Annotated in this window: 14 protein-coding genes; 8 read left to right on the forward strand and 6 right to left on the reverse strand. The window is 73.6% G+C overall.

The window, feature by feature from the left end:
* The first annotated feature begins 304 nt into the window (after positions 1-304).
* The 6 genes from BUE41_RS18900 to BUE41_RS18925 all read left to right on the forward strand — a co-directional run bounded on the left by BUE41_RS18900 (position 305) and on the right by BUE41_RS18925 (position 11,475).
* Positions 305-781, forward strand: a complete 477-nt coding sequence (locus tag BUE41_RS18900) for a single-stranded DNA-binding protein (RefSeq protein WP_073458480.1) — start codon at positions 305-307, stop codon at positions 779-781.
* Between the two features lie 25 nt (positions 782-806).
* Positions 807-2,483, forward strand: a complete 1,677-nt coding sequence (ettA, locus tag BUE41_RS18905) for an energy-dependent translational throttle protein EttA (RefSeq protein ID WP_073458481.1) — start codon at positions 807-809, stop codon at positions 2,481-2,483.
* A 105-nt stretch (positions 2,484-2,588) separates the two neighbouring features.
* Positions 2,589-5,465 carry a hypothetical protein gene (locus BUE41_RS18910; protein WP_073458482.1) on the forward strand — a complete coding sequence of 959 codons (2,877 nt, stop codon included), beginning with the start codon at positions 2,589-2,591 and terminating at the stop codon, positions 5,463-5,465.
* A gap of 228 nt (positions 5,466-5,693) precedes the next feature.
* A complete protein-coding gene (locus BUE41_RS18915) occupies positions 5,694-10,430 on the forward strand; it encodes an NAD-glutamate dehydrogenase (RefSeq protein WP_143172243.1) in 4,737 nt (1,578 codons plus the stop codon).
* Entirely contained in the window at positions 10,427-10,861 is a 435-nt protein-coding gene (locus tag BUE41_RS18920) for an acyl-CoA thioesterase (RefSeq protein WP_073458483.1), read from the forward strand. Before BUE41_RS18915 ends, BUE41_RS18920 begins: the two co-directional genes overlap by 4 nt.
* Complete coding sequence (locus BUE41_RS18925) at positions 10,858-11,475, forward strand: DUF8185 domain-containing protein (protein WP_073458484.1); 618 nt, start codon at positions 10,858-10,860, stop codon at positions 11,473-11,475. The genes BUE41_RS18920 and BUE41_RS18925 overlap by 4 nt, the downstream gene beginning before the upstream one ends.
* Before the next feature lie 53 nt (positions 11,476-11,528).
* Here BUE41_RS18925 and BUE41_RS18930 read toward each other — a convergent pair whose 3' ends face one another.
* The 5 genes from BUE41_RS18930 to BUE41_RS18950 all read right to left on the reverse strand — a co-directional run bounded on the left by BUE41_RS18930 (position 11,529) and on the right by BUE41_RS18950 (position 17,561).
* Positions 11,529-13,070: an alpha-amylase family glycosyl hydrolase gene (locus tag BUE41_RS18930; protein ID WP_200804011.1), complete on the reverse strand. Its 1,542-nt coding sequence runs from the start codon at positions 13,068-13,070 to the stop codon at positions 11,529-11,531.
* A gap of 58 nt (positions 13,071-13,128) precedes the next feature.
* The gene (locus BUE41_RS18935) at positions 13,129-13,512 is read right to left on the reverse strand and encodes a globin (RefSeq protein ID WP_073458486.1); all 384 of its coding nucleotides are present in this window, start codon (positions 13,510-13,512) and stop codon (positions 13,129-13,131) included.
* A gap of 51 nt (positions 13,513-13,563) precedes the next feature.
* Entirely contained in the window at positions 13,564-14,556 is a 993-nt protein-coding gene (locus BUE41_RS18940; RefSeq protein WP_143172244.1) for a mechanosensitive ion channel family protein, read from the reverse strand.
* Complete coding sequence (locus BUE41_RS18945; RefSeq protein WP_073458487.1) at positions 14,557-16,674, reverse strand: prolyl oligopeptidase family serine peptidase; 2,118 nt, start codon at positions 16,672-16,674, stop codon at positions 14,557-14,559.
* A gap of 230 nt (positions 16,675-16,904) precedes the next feature.
* On the reverse strand, positions 16,905-17,561 hold the full coding sequence (locus BUE41_RS18950) for a pyridoxamine 5'-phosphate oxidase family protein (protein WP_073458488.1): 657 nt from the start codon (positions 17,559-17,561) through the stop codon (positions 16,905-16,907).
* 69 nt (positions 17,562-17,630) lie between these two features.
* Between BUE41_RS18950 and pdxR the strand changes: the two genes are divergently transcribed.
* Entirely contained in the window at positions 17,631-19,001 is a 1,371-nt protein-coding gene (pdxR, locus tag BUE41_RS18955) for a MocR-like pyridoxine biosynthesis transcription factor PdxR (RefSeq protein ID WP_073458489.1), read from the forward strand.
* 532 nt (positions 19,002-19,533) lie between these two features.
* A complete protein-coding gene (locus BUE41_RS18965; protein ID WP_073458491.1) occupies positions 19,534-20,424 on the forward strand; it encodes a helix-turn-helix domain-containing protein in 891 nt (296 codons plus the stop codon).
* Here the strand turns inward: BUE41_RS18965 and BUE41_RS18970 are convergent.
* The gene (locus BUE41_RS18970) at positions 20,387-20,809 is read right to left on the reverse strand and encodes a cupin domain-containing protein (RefSeq protein ID WP_073458492.1); all 423 of its coding nucleotides are present in this window, start codon (positions 20,807-20,809) and stop codon (positions 20,387-20,389) included. The genes BUE41_RS18965 and BUE41_RS18970 overlap by 38 nt on opposite strands.
* Positions 20,810-20,999 lie beyond the last annotated feature (190 nt).

Consider the following 20,999-nt stretch of genomic DNA (forward strand, 5'->3'; position numbering starts at 1 on the left):
TGGTACTGCACTCGCTAGGGTGTGGGAGAGTAGGTCGCCGCCGACATCAAACCCGCTGTTAAGAGGGGCCCTCGCTGATGCGAGGGCCCCTTTTTCGTGTGCTCGGGCAATCGGTTCCCCGCCCACCCTCGCACACGCCACCGACAGCTTCCGGTGGTGCGGCCGGATCCATCCCCACCTCCTCATGGTTGTCCACAGAATCGTTCGCCGGCTTGGACCGGCGGTCGGGCGCGGGCACGCTCGAAGGCGTCCGGGAACGCCGGACACCGAGCAGGACATCCTGCGCGAGCCTGGAGGAGAACCGATGTACGAGCCCGTGATCACCACTGTCGGTCGGGTCGCGACCGCGGTGTCGCTGCGCCGCTTCGAGGGCGGCGGTGTGAAGGCGTCGTTCCGGCTGGCCTGCACCGAGCGGCGGCGCGACTGGACGACCGGGGAATGGGCGGACGGGGACACGACGTTCATGACTGTGTACTGCTGGCGCGGGATGGCGGAGAACGTCCACGCCTCGCTGGGCGTGGGCGATCCGATCGTGGTGCGCGGCAAGCTGCGCACGCGCGCGTTCGAGTCCGAGGGCAAGCAGGGCATCGTCATCGAGGTCGAGGCGACGGAGATCGGGCCCGATCTCGGGCGGTGCAGCACCGTCGTCAGACGCCCGAGTCCGGTCGAGCGCGCGGACGGTGCAGGGGAGAAGGGCCAGGCGGGGTCGGCGGAGTCGGCACGTGCGCTGGTCGGAGCCGGTGCCGGCGGCCAGGTGGCCGAGGTGCCGATGAGCTCGTAGGTCTCGTCGCAACTAGGATCGTGGAGTGGCAGAGTTCATCTACAGCATGCGGCGTGTGCGTAAGGCGCACGGCGACAAGGTCATCCTCGACGACGTCTCGTTGAACTTCCTGCCTGGCGCGAAGATCGGCGTGGTCGGGCCCAACGGGGCCGGCAAGTCGACCGTCTTGAAGATCATGGCCGGGCTGGAGCAGCCGAACAACGGCGACGCCCAGCTCGCTCCTGGGGCGACCGTGGGCATCCTGTTGCAGGAGCCGCCCCTGAACGAGGAGAAGACCGTCCTCGGGAACGTCGAGGAGGGTCTCGGGGAGATCAAGCAGCAGCTCGACCGCTACAACCAGATCGCCGAGCAGCTGGCCACCGATTACTCCGACGAGCTCATGGAGGAGATGGGCCAGCTGCAGGAGATCCTCGACGCCAACGACGCGTGGGAGATCGATTCTCAGCTGGAGCAGGCGATGGACGCGCTGCGATGCCCGCCGCCGGACATGCCGGTCACCCAGCTGTCCGGGGGTGAGCGTCGCCGGGTCGCCCTGTGCAAGCTGCTGCTGAGCAAGCCGGACCTGCTGCTTCTGGACGAGCCCACCAACCACCTCGACGCCGAGAGCGTGCTGTGGTTGGAGAAGCACCTGGAGAACTACAAGGGCACCGTCCTGGCGGTCACCCACGACCGCTACTTCCTCGACAACGTGGCCGAGTGGATCCTCGAGCTGGACCGCGGTCGCGCTATCGGGTACGAGGGCAACTACTCGACCTACCTGGAGAAGAAGGCCGAGCGGCTCGAGGTGCAGGGCCGCAAGGACGCTAAGCTGCGCAAGCGCCTCGCCGAAGAGCTCGCGTGGGTCCGCTCCGGGGCGAAGGCCCGGCAGGCCAAGAGCCGCGCCCGCCTGCAGCGCTACGAGGAGATGGCCGCGGAAGCGGAGAAGTACCGCAAGCTGGACTTCGAGGAGATCCAGATCCCGCCGGGGCCGCGGCTGGGCGACGTGGTAGTCGAGGTCGAGCACCTCGACAAGGGCTACGACGGGCGGCTGCTGATCAAGGACCTGTCGTTCTCCCTCCCGCGCAACGGCATCGTGGGCGTGATCGGTCCGAACGGCGTCGGCAAGACCACGCTGTTCAAGACCATCGTCGGCCTGGAGAAGCCGGACTCGGGCAAGGTCCGCATCGGCGAGACCGTGCGGTTGTCGTACGTGGACCAGAACCGGGCCGGGATCGACCCGAACAAGACCGTGTGGGAGGTGGTGTCGGACGGGCTGGACCACATCAAGGTCGGCAACGTCGAGATGCCGTCTCGCGCCTACGTGGCCGCGTTCGGGTTCAAGGGACCGGACCAGCAGAAGCCGGCCGGCGTGCTCTCCGGTGGTGAGCGCAACCGCCTCAACCTCGCGCTCACGCTGAAGATCGGCGGAAACCTGATCCTCCTCGACGAGCCCACCAACGACCTCGACGTGGAGACCCTCGGGTCGCTGGAGAACGCGCTGGAGCAGTTCCCGGGCTGCGCCGTCGTGATCTCCCACGACCGGTGGTTCCTCGACCGCGTGGCGACGCACATCCTCGCCTGGGAGGGCACGGAGGAGAACCCGGCCGCGTGGTTCTGGTTCGAGGGCAACTTCGAGGCGTACGAGGAGAACAAGGTGAAGCGGCTGGGGGTGGAGGCCGCGCGTCCGCACCGAGTGACGCACCGTAGGCTTACTCGCGACTGACTGCAAGCCCCTGCTCGGTCGGTGCTGGCGGACCGCTCGGCTGCTGCACACCCCCGACGGCCGAGCGCCGTGCGGCACCTGCTGCCAGGAAGGTGGGTACGTCACGTGGGTGTCGACCTGCTGGTTGCCGCGGAGGCTCTGCTCCCCACACGCCCCGACCTGGCCGCAAGCATCGCCGAGCAGGCGCTGGAGGCCGCGGCGGCCGCCAGCGACCCGGAGAGTTGGTCGGCCGCGGCTGGGCTCGCCCTCGCCGCCCGCCGCCGGGTCGGTGATGCACGCCGCACGGCCGTCGAGGTCCTCACCGCCGCGCGGGAGCGGTGGGACCCCGCCGTGCTGGCCGCGCCCGCCGCGCACCGGCTGCGGGTCGAGCTGGCACTGCTCGCCGCCGGGGCCGGTGCGGTGGAGGCGGTGCGGGTACTGGTCGCGCCGGTGCTCGCGGACGACGCGGACCCGAAGCTGCGGCCGGCTGCGCAGATCGCGATCGCCCGGTCGGCCACCGATCCGGTCGAGAGCACCGAGGCGCTGCGGCTGGCGCAGAAGGCCTGCGCCGACGATCCGGCCGGGCGGGCGGCGCGGGCGGAGGTGCTGCTCGTCGGAGCGGCCATCGCGCGGCACGACGGGGCGCCGGGCACCGCGGTCGAGCTGGCCGAGGAAGGGCTGCGGCTGCTCGACGGCGACACCGCCCCGGACGAGGACCTGCGCCTGTCGCTGATGGCGGAGTCGATCGCGGCGCTGCTCGACGCCGACGACACCCCACGGGCCCGGGAACGCGCCACGGCCGCTCTCTCGGCCCTGGAAGCGACGAAGGGGCCGCGACGGCAGCGGGCCCTGCTGCAGCTCACCGTCGCGAGCGCGCTGGCCGGGGTGCGGGGGATGGACGGAACGCTCGAGGCGCTCGCCGCGGCGGCGCAGGAGGCGGCCGAGAGCGATGCGCCGGAGCTGGAGGCGGTGTGCCGGTCCGCGCTGGGCTCCATCCACGACAAATCCGGCCGCAGCGACACCGCGCGGGCCGAGTTCCGCTCCGGTGCGGACGCCCAGCACCGCGACCAGGAACAGGAACGCCGCTTCGTGGCCGCGCTCGACGAGTTGCTGGCCAGGGAGAAGGCGGCCGGGTGGGCGACCTCGGATCCGCCTCGGCGATCCGTCGAGGCACCCAGGCACTCGGTCGCTCCGGACGTCGCAGCGGAACGATCCACAGAGGACCGAGCGATCGAGACCCCCCAGGAATCCACTGAGGACAACGCCGAGCCGACCGCCGAGAAGATCCCCGACATGATTCCCGACGAGCAGGCAGCCGAGGTCGACGGCATCGCGTGGCTGGCGTCCTCGCCGTGGCACAGCGCCGGTGCATGGCCGGGCACGCACCGGCAGACCACTCCGCGGGCGGCTGACGGTCGGCACAGCGCCGGGAAGGCGGCGAACCGACCAGCGCAGAACGGCGTCGCGCGCAACGGGGTCTCGCGCACCAACGGGCACGATCACGTCGTCTCCCGCCGGGCGCGGCACGCGAAGCCCGATCCCTCGCAGGTGCGGGCTGGTGCGACCACGCCCGAACAGGCCGCGGCCCCGGCGGAACCACTGCGCGCCGAACCGATCGATCCGCTCGCTCCCGACTGGATCGTGCCGCCGAGCTCCTCGCCGGCGGGCGAGAGCACGAGCTCCGGCAGCGAGGACGTCGAGACGTGGATGCGGACGGCGCTGGACGAGCTCGACCGGGTGTGGGGCCCGCTCGTCCGCCGCAAGGATCCCGGCGACCTGGAGCCGCGCGACCTCGCCCCGGAGCCCGAGGCCGAGCCGCCGGTCCCGACCGACCAGCTGCGGCCCGACCAGCCGCGGCCCGACCAGCCGACCCGGCCCGACCAGTCGGCCGAGCCGGAGGTGCCTGCGGCCACGGACGAGCCCCGGCGCCGTCACCGCGCGGAGGACCCCCGGCCGCGGCGTCGCCGCGCTGCGGAGCTACTCGACGAGGAACCGGCGCCGCATCGGCGGGGTCGGCACGCGACGGCGGAGCCCGGGCAGGGCGAGACCGATGCGCTCGCGCTGCTGGCCCGTGCTGCGCAGACCCCGGTGACGAAGGACATGCTGGCCGATCTCGCCCGCCGGGTCACCGCCGCGCCGCAGCACCTGCCCGTGCCGGACGACAGGACCTCCGGCGCCGCCTCGACCTCGACGCAGAACTCGACGCAGAACCCGATCCACAGCCGCAGCGAGGCCGGTGTCAGGGCCGGCACCGGCGCCGCGTCCGACTTCCCCTCCCCGCGTGCCCGCCGTCACCGACGGGCCGACGCGTCCGCGGAGCTGCCGCCGGCGACCCCCGACGAGCTCGGTCGCCGGGCCGCGCAGCGCGCGGAGGACGTGTCGAGCTCGGCGCTGGGCTGCGCCGTCGTGATCGACCTCGCCCGGGACGGGCGGCGGTTCGCAGGGCTGCGGGCGGCGTCGGTGATCCGGGAGTTCGCGGAGGTCCTCTCCGAGCACGTCCCGGACGGCTCGCGGATGCGGTTCGACGAGCCTTACGTGCTGGCGCTGGTCCTGCCCGGGTGGGAGGCGACGAAGGCGACCCGCTGGATGTACCGCACCCTGCCTGCGCTGCTCGCCGACTTCGCTGCCAGCGAGGACATCCCCGGCGTTCAGCTGCGCGCCACCGTCCACGATGTCGACGGTCCGTTCGGGGCGCAGCTGCTGCACCGCATCGACGCCGGCAAGCTCCTGCCCGGGGCTCGGCACCGCGCTGCGCCGCGCCGCAAGGGCGACAAGCCCGGCAGCGACAGGGAGCCCGCCGCGCAGCTGGACGAGCAGGCCGACTCGGGGGATGGAGAGCAGACGGAGATTGACAGCGCAACTGTTGCGGCCGAGAACAACGGCGTGAATTCCACCACATCGGACGCGGGCGAGAAGGCCGCGCCCTTCATCCCGGCCGACGCCGAGGGCCTCGGCCTGGCCGATCTCCTCGCCGGCGCACTGGCCGCATACCGCTCCATCTGACTCGATCCCTGACTCGTTTCGACCGGCGGCGACCCTGCCCGTGCGGGGGTCGATCGCACACCACCGGGACCGTCGTTCGGGCGGGTCCCCGAGCGCCGCCGCGCGGTCCCGGGACCTGCCGCTGGACGGCTCGACCGCGCCCGGGGACGGTGCCGCTCCTCATTAGGGTGGAGCCTGCCGAGGTCACCCGGACGGTGGCCGTCGTTCAATCACTCGGAGCTGACTGACGTGGCAGGCGGGAAAGCGGAACTCGCGAACGATCCTGAGCTGGAGGCGGTGACCGCGCTCTACGCGCGGCACGCGCCGGACCTGCGGGGCGGTTCGGGTGAGCGCCTCCCGCGCCTGGACACCGCGGCGGAGGAGCACCTCCGATTGGCGGCGGAACGGCCACCGGGCGAGGTGCTGGTCCGCGTGCGGAGCGAGTCCGCGGGCGTCGGCGCCACCGCCGAGATCGTCACCGACGACATGCCGTTCCTGGTCGGCGCCGTACTGGTCGCCGTGTCGAAGGCGGGCTCGGAGGTGCGGCGGCTGATCCACCCGATCGTCGTCGTGCGCCGCACTCCGGACGGCAAGCTCGCCGAGGTGCTCGGCGACGCCGATCCGGCGACGCCCCCGCCGGAGACGGTCGTCGAGTCGTGGATCCACCTGGATCTCGACCAGCTGCCGACCGGTCCCGATGACCTGCAGCGGCGGCTGGCGGAGGCGATCGGGCACGTCCGGCGGGTCGTGGGCGACACCCCCGCGATGACCGACCGGGCCCGGGCCGTCGCGGACGAGCTGACCTCGGCGTCCGGCCGGCCGGGCGCCACCGCGCCGGGCGAGATCGCCCGGTTCCTCCAGTGGCTGGTCGACGGCCACTTCACGTTCCTCGGCCACCGCGGCTACACACCCGACGGTGCTCCGCACGACGCGGGCCTCGGGGTGCTGCGCGACGACCGGCTCGCGGCCGCGTTCGCCCCGCGCGAGGGCCTGATCGCGGGCGGTGACCAGGACGATCTCGTGGTCACCCGGGCGAGCGCGCCCAGCCCGCTGCGGGCGCAGCACCCGTACGTGGTCGCCGTGCTGGTGCGCGACGCGCAGGGCGCCGTGGTCGGCGAGGAGCGGTTCGCGGGCCTGCTGACCGTGCCCGCCCTGTACGAGAGCGTGCTCGACATCCCCGTCGTGGAGCACCGGGTCCGCGAGGCGATCCGCGGCGCCGGGTTCCCGCTGGACTCCTACTCCGGCCAGCAGATGCTGGACGTGCTCTCGGAGCTGCCGCGCGAAGAGTTGTTCAGCGCGTCCGAGGAGCGGCTGCGCGACACCGCGACGGGTGTGCTGACGGTGATCGGGCGGAGCGCGGTGCGGGTGTTCGGCCGCCGCGACCCGTTCCGCCGGTTCATCTCCTGCCTGGTCTACCTGCCCCGCGACCGCTACACGACGTCGTCCCGCCTGGCCATGGCCGAGGTGCTGCAGCGCAGGCTGGGCGGCACTTCGGTCGACCACACCGCGCGGGTGAGCGAGTCGCGGCTGGCGCAGGTGCACTTCACCGTGCACACCGACACCGGTGCCGGCACCGCCATCGCTGCCGACACCGACACCGGCGGGCCCGATGAGCTCGACCTGTCCGCGCTGCAGGACGAGCTGGGCGAGGCGGTGCGCACCTGGGAGGACCGCCTCCTCGCCGCGGTCGCGGACGAGGGTGGCGACACCGCGGCGATCACTGCGGCCCTGCCCGGCATCCCCGACTCGTACAAGGCCGTCGCGCCGCCCGAGCGGGCCGTGGAGGACCTCAAGCAGGTCGCCGGGCTCTCCGGTCCCGGCGACATCGGTGTGCGGCTCTACCGCGGCACGGCGGGTGCGGACTGGCGGTTCACCTTCTACCTCGCCGGCGAGCCGGCGACGCTGACCGCGGTGCTGCCGGTGCTGCAGCAGCTGGGCACCGAGGTGCTCGACGAGCGCCCGGCCGAGCTGACCCGCACCGACGGGCTGCGCGTGCACATCTACGACTTCGGCCTGCGACTGGACGACGCCACCCGCGAGGCGGTCGCCGACCGCAGCGACGCCGAGATCGCGAGCGGGTTCTGCGCGTCGTTCCGGGCGGCGTGGACCGGGGAGGCGGAGTCCGACGGGTTCTCCGCGCTGGTGCTGCGCGCCGGGCTGGACTGGCGCGAGGTGTCGATGCTGCGCGCGTACGCCCGCTACGCCCGCCAGCTCGGCAGCCCGTACGGCCACCAGTACATGGCGACCACGCTGCTCGCGCACCCGACCGTGGCGCGCTCCCTCGTGGAGCTGTTCCGGGCCCGGTTCGACCCCGGCCTCACCGGTGATCGCGACGCCGCGATCGAACAGGCCCTGGCCCGGGTGCGCGACCTGATCGACGCGGTGCACGGCCTGGACGCGGACCGGATCCTGCGCGGCTTCCTCGGCATGATCGCCGCGACGCTGCGCACCAACTACTACCGGCGCCGCCCGTTCCTGTCGTTCAAGCTCGATCCCGCTCAGGTCCCGGACATGCCGGCACCGCGGCCGAAGTACGAGATCTTCGTGTACTCGCCGCGCGTCGAGGGCGTGCACCTGCGGTTCGGCAAGGTCGCCCGCGGTGGGCTGCGCTGGTCGGACCGGCCGCAGGACTTCCGGACCGAGATCCTCGGCCTGGTGAAGGCGCAGGCCGTGAAGAACGCCGTGATCGTGCCGGTCGGTGCCAAGGGCGGATTCGTCGTGCGGCACACCGAGCGCGGCCGGGCCGAGGTGGAGGCTTGCTACCGGACGTTCATCTCCGGGCTGCTCGACGTCACCGACAACCTGGTCGACGGCGAGGCGGTGCCGCCGCCGGACGTGGTGCGCCACGACGGCGACGACACCTACCTGGTGGTGGCGGCCGACAAGGGCACGGCGACGTTCTCCGACATCGCCAACGAGGTGGCCGCCTCCTACGGGTTCTGGCTCGGCGACGCGTTCGCCTCCGGTGGCTCGGTCGGCTACGACCACAAGGCCATGGGCATCACCGCGCGCGGGGCGTGGGAGAGCGTCAAGCGGCACTTCCGCGAGCTGGGCGTGGACACCCAGTCGCAGGACTTCACCGTGGTCGGCATCGGCGACATGTCCGGTGACGTGTTCGGCAACGGGATGCTGCTCTCGCGGCACATCAAGCTGATCGCGGCGTTCGACCACCGGCACGTGTTCGTCGACCCGGACCCGGATCCGGCGACCTCCTACGAGGAGCGCGAGCGGCTGTTCGAGCTGCCGCACTCGTCGTGGGACGACTACGACCGCTCGTTGATCAGCCCCGGTGGCGGGGTGTGGCCGCGCACCGCGAAGGCGGTGCCGGTGAGCCCGCAGATGCGCCGGGCGCTCGGCATCGCCGACCGGGTCGAGCAGCTCAGCCCGCCCGAGCTGATCGCCGCGATCCTGCGCGCGCCCGCCGACCTGCTGTGGAACGGCGGCATCGGCACCTACGTGAAAGCCACCGACGAGCCGCACGAGGCCGCGGGTGACAAGGCCAACGACGGGGTGCGCGCCAACGGCAGCGAGCTGCGGGTGAAGGTCGTCGGCGAAGGTGGCAACCTGGGTCTCACCCAGCGCGGCCGCATCGAGTTCGCCCGCAACGGCGGCAAGATCAACACCGACGCGATCGACAACTCGGCCGGGGTGGACTGCTCCGACCACGAGGTCAACATCAAGATCCTGCTGGACGGCCTGGTCGCCGCCGGCCGGCTCACCCGCGACGAGCGCAACGCGGTGCTCGCGGAGATGACCGACGAGGTCGCGCAGCTGGTGCTCGCCGACAACGTCAGCCAGAACGACGTGCTCGGCATCGCCCGGGCGCACGCTCCCGCGATGCTCAACGTGCACCGGCGGCTCACCGCCGACCTGGAGGCCCGCCGCGGCCTGGTGCGCGAACTGGAGGTGCTGCCCGATGAGGCGGGCTTCGCCGAGCTGGAGGCGGCCGGACAGGGCCTGACCAGTCCGGAGCTGGCCACCCTGCTCGCGCACACCAAGCTCGACCTGACCGCGGCCGTGCTCGACTCCGACCTGCCGGACACCCCCGCGTTCGCCGCGCGCCTACCCGAGTACTTCCCGCGCCTGATCCGTGAACGGTTCCCGGACGCGATCGCCGCGCACCCGCTGCGCCGCGAGATCATCGCGACGCTGCTGGTCAACGAGATGGTCGACGGTGCAGGCATCACGTACGCGTTCCGGCTGGGGGAGGAGCTGGCGGCGTCTCCGACGGACGCGGTCCGCGCCTACGCGGTCACGACCGCGGTGTTCGAGCTGCCGCAGCTGTGGGAGCAGCTGCGGGCGCCGCGCATCCCGACCGCCGTGTCGGACCGGGCGATCCTCGAGTCGCGGCGGCTGCTCGACCGGGCCTCGCGCTGGTTCCTCACCAACCGGCCGCAGCCGCTGGCCGTGGGATCGGCGATAGCGCGGTTCCGCGAGCCCGTCCGCGAGCTGCGCGGGCTCATCCCGGACCTGCTGCGCGGCAAGGAGCGCGAGTCCGTCGAGGAGTCGGCCACGGAGCTGACCGGTGCCGGACTGGACGCCGAGCTGGCCACCCGCTGCGCGACGCTCATGCACTCGTACGGTTTGCTCGACATCGTGGAACTGGTGGAGCTGGCCGAGCAGGACCGGGAGCCGCGCGACCCGGAGGAGGTCACCGCGCTGTACTACGCGATGTCGAACCACCTGGGCATCGACCTCGCCCTCACCTCGGTGAGCGCGTTGGAGCGGGGCGACCGCTGGCACGCGCTCGCCCGGCTGGCGCTGCGCGACGACCTGTACGGCTCGCTGCGGTCGATCACGCTCGACGCGATGCGCGAGTCCGCCCCCGGTACCCCGATCGACGACACGATCGCGGCGTGGGAGCGGGCGAACGCCTCGCGGCTCGTGCGCGCCCGGGCCGCGCTGCACGAGATCGGGAAGGCGGGTCAGCTGGACCTGGCCACCCTGTCGGTGGTGTCGCGGCAGCTGCGGGGGCTCGCCCGATGAGCGGTAAGCGGTTCACCACGCTCGTCCCGATGCGGTGGAGCGATCTCGACGACTACGGCCACCTCAACAACGCCCGCGCGGTGACGATCCTGGAGGAGGCGCGCATCGCGTTCCTCTGGTCGGCGCGCGCGGAGAACGCGGGCGTGTCGTTCCGCGGCGGACTGCTGGTCGCCGGGTTGAACGTGGAGTACAAGCGGCAGGTGACCTACCGCGCCGGCCGGTCGCTGCGGGTCGGCATGGGCATCGACGAGGTGCGGGCGGCGTCGTTCCGCATCCTCTACGACCTGCACGACGGGCCGGAGGCCGAGGACCCGGTGGCGATCCGGGCGTGGACGCGGATGGCGCTCTACGACATGGATGCGCAGCGGCCGCGGCGGCTGTCGGAGGCGGAGCGGGAGTACCTCAGCGGGTTCGTGGAGGACGCCTCGTGACGGCGCTGGCCCTGGCCGAGACCGCCGACCGCACCGATCTCGGTGCGTTCGTGGCCCGGGTGGTCCGGCTGGACGCGACGGCGACGGTGCGGCTGCGCGCCGTCGACGGACACGTGACCGCGTGGGCGACCACGCCGTTCGACGTGCTCGCCACCCGCACGGTGGCGGGCACCCTGGAGCCGCCCGACGTCACCGCGCCGGCGTCGGCGCTGCTCACCGCGCTGACGGTGGTGCGCTCGGAGGTCGTCGATCCCGGGCCCGGCACCCTCTGGCCCGCTGAGCTGCCGCCGGAGAGCGGCTGGACGCTGGTCGACGAGGTGCCCGCCGCGGAGATCGAGCGGCTCACCGAGCGCGGGCTCGAAGTGGCGCGCGAGCACGCCGGCCCGCACGGCCTGCCGACGTCGCTGCTGGACCAGGTCGTGCTCACCGTGACCGGCGGGGACACGACGGTGAAGGTGCCGCTGCGCTGCCTGTTCGCGCTGTCCGGGATGGGGTTCACCGGGGGCGAGCCGGACCCGGTGCGGGTGTCGGCGACCGGTTCGTGGCTGCGGCTGGATGCCCGCTACGGAGCGGTGGCCCGCCGCCGCGTCACGTCGCTGCCGCTGCTGTTCTGATCACGCTGCTGTTCTGATCACGCTGCTGTTCTGATCACGGTGCTGGGCACGGCTCAGACCAGCCAGGCCGCGGTGTCCGGGGGCAGCTCGTCGGTCTCCAGCGGGGAGCTGGACAGCAGCACCTCTCCCGGGGGCAGCGGCACCGGCGCGGTGGAGGCGTTCAGCGCGCACACCAGCGTGGAACCGGAGCGGCGGAACGCGAGGCAGCCGGGCGGCGCGCCGAACCACTCCACGGCGTCGCCGACGAACCCGGGATGGGTGCGGCGCAGCTCGATCGCGGCTCGATAGGCCGACAGCATCGACGCGGTATCCTCCAGCTGGTCGGCGACCAGCAGCTCGCCGTACTCCGCCGGCATCGGCAACCACGGCGCACCCGAGGTGAACCCGTAGCCGGGCGGCCCACCCTCCCACGGCAGCGGCACCCGGTAGCCGTCGCGCCCGCGCTCGCGGCGCCCGGACCGCTCCCACAGCGGATCCTGCAGGACCTCGTCGGGCAGGTCGACGTCGATCAGGCCCAGCTCCTCGCCGTAGTAGACGAACACGGCACCGGGCAACGCCATCGTCACCATGGCCATCGCCAACGCCCGCGCGCGGCCGATCTCGCCGCCGCCGTAGCGGGAGACCGCCCGGCTCACGTCGTGGTGACCCAGCGCCCACGTCGCCGACGCGCCCACCGACGTCGCCGCGGCCAGCGCGCTCTCGATGGTCTCGCGGATGGCGTCGGCGTCGAACGGGGTGACCGCCAGCTCCCGGGAGAAGCCCAGGTGCAGCTCGTCCTCGCGCAGGTACGCGGCGAACCGCTGGTCGGCGGGCAGCCCGATGTCGCCGATGACGACCCGGCCGGGGTAGTGGTCGATGACCGAGCGGATCATGCGGTGGATCTCGTGCACTCCGTCCTGATCGAACGGGCGCACCCGGGCCGACGCGGCATCGGTGAGCGACGCCGGCTTGGCCAGGCAGTGGGCGGCTTCGACGCGGAACCCGTCGACCCCGCGGTCGAGCCAGAACCGCATGGTCTTCTCCAGGTCGGCCCACACCTCGGGGTTGGTCCAGTTGAGATCGGGCTGCTCGGGGGCGAACAGGTGCAGGTACCACTCGCCGGGCCGGCCGTCGGTCTCGGTGACGCGGGTCCAGGCGGGGCCGCCGAACGTGCTGGTCCAGCCGTTGGGCGGGGTGGCGCCGTCCAGGCCGCGGCCGGGGCGGAAGTGGTAGCGGGACCGCTCCGGGCTGCCCGGCGCCGCGGTCAGCGCCGCCCGGAACCACTCGTGCTGCACGGACGTGTGGTTGGGCACCAGGTCGAGCAGCAGCTTCATCCCGTGCTCGTGCACCCGGTCGACCAGCGCGTCGAATCCGTCCAGGTCGCCGAAGACCGGATCGACGTCCCGGGGATCGGCGACGTCGTAGCCGTGGTCGGCCATCGGGGAGGCGTAGATCGGGGTCAGCAGCACGGCGTCGGCGCCGAGCAGCTCGATGTAGCCGAGCCGGGACGCGATCCCGTCCAGGTCACCCACCCCGTCGCCGTCGGCGTCGGCGAAGCTGCGGGCGTAGACCTGGTAGATCACGGCGTCGCGCCACCACTGCGCCGGGAGCTGCACGAGTGCCGATCCTGCCAAACCACCGGCGCCGACGGCGTGCCAGTAGCGCGGAAGTAGCTCAGAAGTCGGAGTTCATCATGCTCATGGCGGCGTACTGGAGGTACTGCCACAGCTGGTCGCGGTGCGCATCGTCCAGTCCGGCCTCGTCGACGGCGATGCGCATGCAGCGCAGCCAGGCGTCGCGCTCCACCGGACCGATCTTGAACGGCATGTGCCGCATCCGCAGCCGGGGGTGCCCGCGCAGCTCGGAGTAGGTGCGGGGGCCGCCCCAGTACTGCTCGAGGAACATCCGCAGCCGGGCCTCAGCGGGGCCCAGATCCTCCTCCGGGTACATGGGTCGGAGCACGTCGTCCTTCGCGACTTCCTCGTAGAAGCGCGAGACGATCTTCTCGAAGGTCGGTGCGCCGCCCACCTCGTCGTAGAAGTTCTGCGGTTCGCTCACCGCTTCATTGTTCCGCACCCGGACGGGCCGGTGCCGGTTCCCGTGCAGGGCCTAACCCTGTGCGGAGGTCTGGCTGTTCGGGAACACGGCGGGGCGGGGCACCCCGGCGTCGTCGAACGCGTCGGTGATGGCGGCGTTGAGCGCCCGCTGCACCGCGAACTGCTGGCCGGGGGCCACTTTGACGGTGAGCCGCAGGTGCACCGCCTCGGTGGCGATGCGCTCCACGCCCAGCACCTGGACCTCGCCCAGCACCTTCTCGGCGAGGTCCTTCTCCGCGATCCGTTCGGTGGCCACGCGGCCGGCCAACTCGGTGGCCTCGGCGACATCGGCGCTGTGCGCCACCGGGATGTCGACGACGGCGACCGCGTAGCCCTGGCTCTTGTTGCCGACCCGCAGGATCTCGCCGTTGCGGACGTACCAGACGGTGCCGCTGACGTCGCGCACGGTCGTGACCCGCAGCCCGACGGACTCGACGACCCCGCTGGCCTCGCCGAGATCGACGATGTCGCCCACTCCGTACTGGTCCTCGAGCAGCATGAACACGCCGGACAGGAAGTCGCGCACGAGGTTCTGCGCGCCGAACCCGACCGCGACGCCGACGATGCCGGCGGAGGCGAGGATCGGGCCCAGGTTCACCCCGAACTCGGCGAGGACCATGATCGACGCGACGATCAGCACCACCGCCGAGGCGATGGACCGCAGCACCGATCCGATCGTGCGGGCCCGCTGCACGCTGCGCGGGCTGTCGGCCGGGGTCGACTGGTTGCGGGGCAGCCGCGAGGCGAGGCGGGTGACCTTCGAGCTGGTGGCACCGGCGACGATGCGGTTGATCATCCGGTGCAGCAGGTAGCGCATCAGCAGCGCGATGACGATCGTCAGCGCGATGTGCGCCGTCTTGGTGATGATCGTGTCGGCGGACCGCGCGAGCATGTCCGAGTTGGTCAACCGGTAGATCACCTCGCACCACGAGCCGGGGTCGCTGGCGCAGGGCGGCTGGAACGGCAGCAGCGAGTCGCCGTCGGCGAGGTCGTCGGCCGGGGCCATCTAGAGCTCCAGTCCCGTGTGGGCGGCGAGGAAGGCGAGCTGGTCGACCGACAGGGCGACGGTGCGGCTCACCGAGCGCGCGCCGTGGCCGACGTCGGTCTCGCGGCGCAGCAGCACCGGGCGGGTCGCGAAGTCCCCGGCGGTGGCGTGCTGCAGCACCGCGCACATCTTGCGGGCGTGGCACGGGTCCACGCGGGTGTCGGAGTCGAACACGGTGAACAGCACCGCCGGGTAGCGCGTGCCCTCCCGCACGTGGTGGTAGGGCGAGTAGCTCAGCAGCCACTCGAACTCGACGGGATCAGCGGCGGTGCCGTACTCGTCGTTCCACGTGGGGCCGAGGGAGAACTGCTCGTAGCGCACCATGTCCAGCAGCGGCGCCGAACAGACGACGGCGCGGTACAGCTCCGGTCGCTGGGTCAGCGCGGCGCCGACGAGCAGCCCGCCGTTGGAGCCGCCGAGGATCGCCAGCTGCTCGGCCGTGGTCGTACCGGAGGCGATGAGGGCCTCGGCGGCGGCGTGGAAGTCGTCGAAGACGTTCTGCTTGTTGGCGCGGTTGCCGGCGAGGTGCCAGGCCTCGCCCTCCTCGCTGCCACCGCGCAGCGACACCACGACGTACGCACCGCCTGCCTCGACCCAGGCCAGCGCGGATGGTGTGTACGCGGGCTCGCGGGAGATCGCGAAGCCGCCGTACCCGGTCATCAGCGCCGGCACCGGCCCGGGCCGGTCGGGGCTGAGCACGAACATGCGCACGGTGGTGCCGTCGCGGCTGGTGAACGTGCGCTGCTCACTGCGCACCGCGGGCACGGCGACCGCGCCGGGCGCGGTGGCCTCCAGCGTCACCTCGCCGGTCGCGGCGTCGAAGCGGTGCACCTGGGTGGGCGTGACGAAGTCGGTCCAGCCGAACCACAGCTGCCCGAACCGCTCCGGGGTGCGCACGTCGGCCACCGAGAGGGCGGTCAGCGAGCCGGGGCCGGGCAGCGCGACGGTGCCGCGCGGGCTGCCGTCCAGGCCGTGCAGGGCCAGCTCGCCGACGGCGTGGCGGCTGCGGGCGAGCACCAGCAGCGGCTCGGCGTCCGAGCCGGGCGGCGGCTCGAGGTAGCGGACCGCGTCGAGGTTCGAGGCGGGGTCCTCGGGGACCAGTTCTCGCCAGTGCTCCCGGCCGGGTGTGCGGGGATCGGCGACCGCGAGCCGCCAGCGCGGCGCGCCGTCGGTGGTGCGGACGTACAGGCGGCCGTCGCGCTCGACCCACATCGTGGCGCGCACATCGTCGGCCTGGGTGAGCACGGGGGTGAGCGGCGGCACCGGCTCGCCGGGGGTGAGCTCGGCGATCCACACGCTGTCGCGGCGGGCGGTGCCGACGCTGCCGGAGACCACCAGCCAGCGTCCGTCGTGGGAGAGGTGCAGGCCGTAGTAGGTGTGGTCGATGTAGAGGCCCGGCCCGTCGACGAGCACGTCCTGGCTGGTCGGGGCGCCGACCCGGTGGCGCCAGATGCGCCGGTGGAACGCCTGCTGGCCGGGCGGTGCCTCGTCCTCGCGGACCATCCGCACGAACAGGAACTCCGCGCTCTGCCCGACCTCGCCGGGCAGCCACACGACGTCGGAGTAGCGGCAGCGGTCGATCGGTTCCTCGATCTCCTCGCCGGTGTCGACGTCCATGACGTGCAGCACCGAGTTCTCGTCGCCGCCGAACGACAGCTGGTAGGCCAGGAGGCGCCCGGTCGGGTCGACCGTGGCGCCGTCGAGGGTGGTGCGCCCGCTCGGGTCGATCGCCATCGGATCGACCAGCGTCCGCCGCGTGCCGTCGGGTTCGACGACCTGCAGCACGGCGTGGTCCTGGTCGGGCTCGCGGTGGGTGACGAACCGGCGGCCGGCCTTCCAGACCGGCGCCGAGACCGCACCCGTGGCGGAGTAGCGCTCCAGCGCCGCGGTGAGCCGCGCGCGACCGGGCAGCGCGCCCAGCACCTGTGCGGTCAGCTCGTCCTGGGCCTGTGACCAGGCCTTCGTCCGCGGGTCGTCGGGGTCCTCCAGCCACCGGTACGGGTCGGGGACGCGGTGGCCGTGCAGGGTGTCGACGAGATCGAGCCGGAGCGCTTCGGGGTAGCGGTCGGTCGTCGTCACGCGGTCCGAGGGTAGTTCAGCCCATCGGGTGGCCCCGCGGCGGTCACGGTCGCCGGTGCAGTGCGGCAGCGACCGCGCCGGTCAGGACGAGGGCGGCGCGGCGGTTCGGGGTGGCGACCCGGGTGCAGCGCGACCCTGCGCGGCGCCGGCCAGCGCGCCTGCTGGCCGTGGCCGAGTCGCTGCCCGCGGGCCCGAGGCCGCCCGCGCGCGGGGGCGTCGCGGCGCGGGCATCAGGCGGGCGCGCGCTCCGCCACGTGCGCCGGTACCGGCATCGCCGCCGGGACGGTCGGGCAGGGCTGGGGCGGGCCGAAGACCGTGCGGACGGGAAGCACGCCCGCCCACACGTCGAGCGCGGCGAGGTCCTCCTCGTCGTCACTCGGACCGGCGGCGCGCACCTTCACGCTGGCCTCGTCGAGTGCGACGGCGAGCACGGCGGTGGCGGCCATCTCGCGCTTGGTCGGCCGACGGGAGTGGTCCCACGAGCCGGGCGCGAGGTGCTCGACGATCGCCCGGACGGCGGCCGTCCGTTCGTCGGGGTCGGTGACCAGGCGGGCGGTCGCGTGCACGACCGCGCAGCGGTAGTTCATCGAGTGGTGGAAGGCCGAGCGCGCGTAGACGATGCCGTCGAGGTGGGTGACGGTGACGCAGACCGGCGCGCCGGCGATGCCGCGCACGTACCCGGCGCCGGTGGAGGCGTGCAGGTAGAGGGTGTCGCCGATCCGCCCGTACCCGGTGGGCAGGACGACCGGCGCGCCGTCGCGGACGAAGCCGAGGTGGCACACGAGCCCGGCGTCGAGCACAGCGTGCAGATCGGCGCGGTCCGTGCGGGCCCGTTCCCGGAGCCGGGTGAGCGTGGTGCGCGGGGTCGAGGACAGCGGCGCGGACATGCCTCCAGCGTCGCGGGTCCAGTGGCATCCTGACAGGGCCATTTCGTCGTCGATCAGGAAGGCCACTCCGTGGATCTGCCGCCGCTGCCGCTGGACCGGGCCAGCGACGTCCCCCTCGCCGTCCAGCTCGCCGACGCGGTGCGGGCCGCCGCGGTGGCCGGGACGTTCCGCCGCGGCGACCGGCTCCCGTCGACGCGGGCATTGGCGGCCACGCTCGGGGTGAGCCGGACCGTGACCGCGGCCGCGTACGAGCAGCTGCTCGCCGAGGGCTGGATCGAGGGGCGCCGGGGCGCGGGCACGTTCGTCGTCGGAGTGCCGCACGGGACGCCCGCCCCGGCCCGGGCGGCTGCGCACCCACCCGCTCAGCGGGGGCCGGCGTCGGCGATCAGCCTGGAACCGGGATCACCGTGCCGCGAGGCGCTCGACCCGGCAGCGTGGCGGCGGGCCTGGCGCGCGGCCGGCGACGTCCCGCCCGCTCTGTCCCACGACGAGGCGGGCCTGCTCGCCTACCGCGCCGCCGTCGCCGACCAGCTGCTGCGCCACCGCGGCCTCGTCGTCGAACCGGACGAGGTGCTGGCCACCTCCGGGACCACCGCGGCCGTCGCCGAGCTGGCCGCCCTCCTCCCGCGGGGTGCCCGGGTCGCCGTCGAGGACCCGGGCTACAAGCGGGTGTCGGCCGCGCTGCGCGCAGCCGGGGCCAGCGTGCTGCCGGTGCCGGTCGACGACGAGGGCCTCGACGTCGCCGCGCTGCCCGCCCAGCTCGACGCCGTCTACTGCACCCCGGCCCACCAGTACCCGCTCGGCGCCCGGCTCTCGGCGTCGCGGCGGCTGGCACTCGTGGAGCGGGCCCGTGCGGAGGGGTTCCTCGTGATCGAGGACGACTACGACGGCGAGCTGCGCTACGACGTCGCCCCGCTCCCGCTGCTGGCCGCGCTCGCCCCCGACGTCGTCGCGCACCTGGGGACCACCAGCAAGGTCCTCACCCCCACCCTCGGCGTCGGCTGGATCGTCGCCCCGCCCGAGATCCGCGCCGCTCTGCTCGCCGCGCGGGGCGCCGGAGCACGGCCGGCGGAGGCGGGCCAGCGGGTGTTCGCGGCCTTCGCCGCCCACGGCGACCTGGCCCGGCACCTGCGGCGGCTGCGGCGGATCCTCGGCGAACGCCGGGCCGAGACCGTGGCCGCGATCCGCACCACCGGGAACCCCGTCCGCGGTGACGCCGCCGGCGGGCACGTCGTCGTCCCCCTCGCGGACGCCGCCCGCGAGGCCGTCGTCGTGTCCGCGCTCGCGGCCCGGGACGTGTCCGCCGCGGCGCTGTCCCCGTACCACGCACCGGGGCGGGCGGCGGGGCACGGCATCGTCGTCGGGTACGCGGGCCCGGACCGGGCGGATCTCCGGCGGGCGCTGGGGGCGCTGCGCGACGTGCTCGCGGAGGAGGGGTGAGGTGCCGGGTTCCGCGGAACCCCCAGGCCCGCCGGGAGGCAACGAACGGCCCTTTCGTCCACTCCGAGTGGACGAAAGGGCCGTTCGTTGCGTTCGGAGCACCTTCCGCTTCAACCAGGACACGACGGCCTGCGGCTGCGCCCGGTACCACGCGGCCGTGGTGCGCTCGGGCAGCTGCTTGCGGGACACCTTCTTGCGGGACACCGACTTCTCGACCGGGTACCCGGGCAGGCGCGCCCGGGCGTCGTTGCTCCCGATGAGCACCGCGATGACGTCCGCCGGCGTCGCCACGACCTCGTCGAGGCGCTGGGCGAGGCTGTAGGCCACGCCGCCGTTCGCCGCGAAGCGGCGCAGCGCGAGCGCGCCGGGTGGGCGGCGGACGGCCAGCAGGGCTAGGTGATCGGTGCTCAGCTGTCCCCGGGTGATGCTGTCACCCACGCAGGAAACGCGGATCGGCAGGGGGTTTCGTTCCGAAGGGGATCGGCACGGGGAAGACGCTGGACGGCGGCGGTGCGGCGCTTACCCTGGGCGCATGGGGACCGACCCGCACCGCGGTGGTTCGGGCCCGCGCGCGTCCCAGCTCGTGTTCGCGCCCAGCCCGGGGCTACGGCCCTACGCGAGCGGCTACGTCGGATTCGAGCTGTCGGGCTTTCCACCGGGCGTGCACCTCGGTCCACCCGGCCGGACCCTGACGCTCCTCGTCAACCTGTCCGAGCCGATCGAGGTGGTGCGCAGCGGCGAGGCGGCGACCCGGCACGATGCGCTCGTCGGCGGGCTGCGCTCGACCGCGGCGGCGATCCGCCACGACGGTTGCCAGCACGGTGTCCGGGTGGCGCTCACCCCGCTCGGAGCCCGGGCCGTGCTCGGTGTGCCGGCCGGCGAGCTGGCCGACCGCATGCTCGACCTCGACGCGGTGGTCGGGCCGGTGGCCGCCGAGCTCGTCGACCGGGTCCGCAGCGCGACCACCTGGCCCGCCCGAATCGCGGCACTGGAGGCCGGCCTCGCCGCACTCGTCCGTCGGCACGACCGGACCGCCGCCCGGGCGGTTCCCGCCGAGGTCGCCGAGGCGTGGCGCCGGCTGGTCGCCCGCCGGGGCCAGGTGCGCGTCGCAGACCTCGCCGCCGCGCTCGGCTGGAGCCGCCAGCACCTCGGCGACCGCTTCCGGCGGGAGCTCGGGCTAGGCCCGAAGACCCTGGCCCGGGTGCTGCGCTTCGCTCACGCCTACGAGCTGGTCACCGCGGACGATCCGCGGCCGTGGGCGGAGGTCGCCGCGCTGGCGGGGTACGCCGACCAAGCCCACCTGGTGCGGGAGTGGCGAGCCGTCACCGGCCTGCCCCCGACGGCCTGGCAGCGCGAGGAGGTCCTGCCCCCGGATGCCCGCCCGGTCACCGAGCACGGTGCTCCGTCCCCAGGCCGGGGGTGATCGACAGGAGCCGGGCGGGCCCCTCGGCGTCGACGGCGTGCCACACCCCGGGCGGGTTCACCACGGCCTGGCCCGCCTCCAGGACGACGGTGCGTGCCGGGGCGCCGGGCGACTCCGCCTGGTGCACGGCGACGCGCCCGGACACGCACACGAGCACCTCGTCGCCGGCGGGGTGGCACTCCCAGTGCGCGCCGGGGCCGTCCTCGTCGATCAGTACGACGAGCCGCCCCTCGGCCCCGTCCTCGGCCGTCGCCTCGGCGTAGGCCTGCAGCGTGGCGGGATCGAAGGAGAACCCGTCCACGGGCCGAGCCCGCGAGCCGAGGCCCAGGTGCAGCGGCTCGGTCAGCAGGTCGACGGCATCACGGTGATCGGTTCGCAACTCCATGCGGCCCACTGTCGGCGGGCCTGTGCCGTGGAGTCTTGAACGAACGGAAGCTGCCGCGCGAGGCCGGGCCGCCCCCGCGCGTGGGCGACTCGCGGGCCTGCACCGGAGAACTCGCTGGTCCGCTCGGGAGAACTCGCCGCACCGCACGGGGCGACTCGCGCATCCGCGCCGGACGACTGGCCGGAGCATT

The sequence above is a fragment of the Pseudonocardia thermophila genome, assembly GCF_900142365.1.
Taxonomy (GTDB): Bacteria; Actinomycetota; Actinomycetes; order Mycobacteriales; family Pseudonocardiaceae; genus Pseudonocardia; species Pseudonocardia thermophila.

Coding starts and splice junctions, on each gene's coding strand:
- BUE41_RS18900 (WP_073458480.1), top strand. CDS start 305: ATGTACGAGCCCGTGATCACCACTGTCGGTCGGGTCGCGACCGCGGTG.
- BUE41_RS18920 (WP_073458483.1), top strand. CDS start 10,427: ATGAGCGGTAAGCGGTTCACCACGCTCGTCCCGATGCGGTGGAGCGAT.
- BUE41_RS18965 (WP_073458491.1), top strand. CDS start 19,534: ATGGGGACCGACCCGCACCGCGGTGGTTCGGGCCCGCGCGCGTCCCAG.
- BUE41_RS18940 (WP_143172244.1), bottom strand. CDS start 14,556: ATGGCCCCGGCCGACGACCTCGCCGACGGCGACTCGCTGCTGCCGTTC.
- BUE41_RS18970 (WP_073458492.1), bottom strand. CDS start 20,809: ATGGAGTTGCGAACCGATCACCGTGATGCCGTCGACCTGCTGACCGAG.
- BUE41_RS18950 (WP_073458488.1), bottom strand. CDS start 17,561: ATGTCCGCGCCGCTGTCCTCGACCCCGCGCACCACGCTCACCCGGCTC.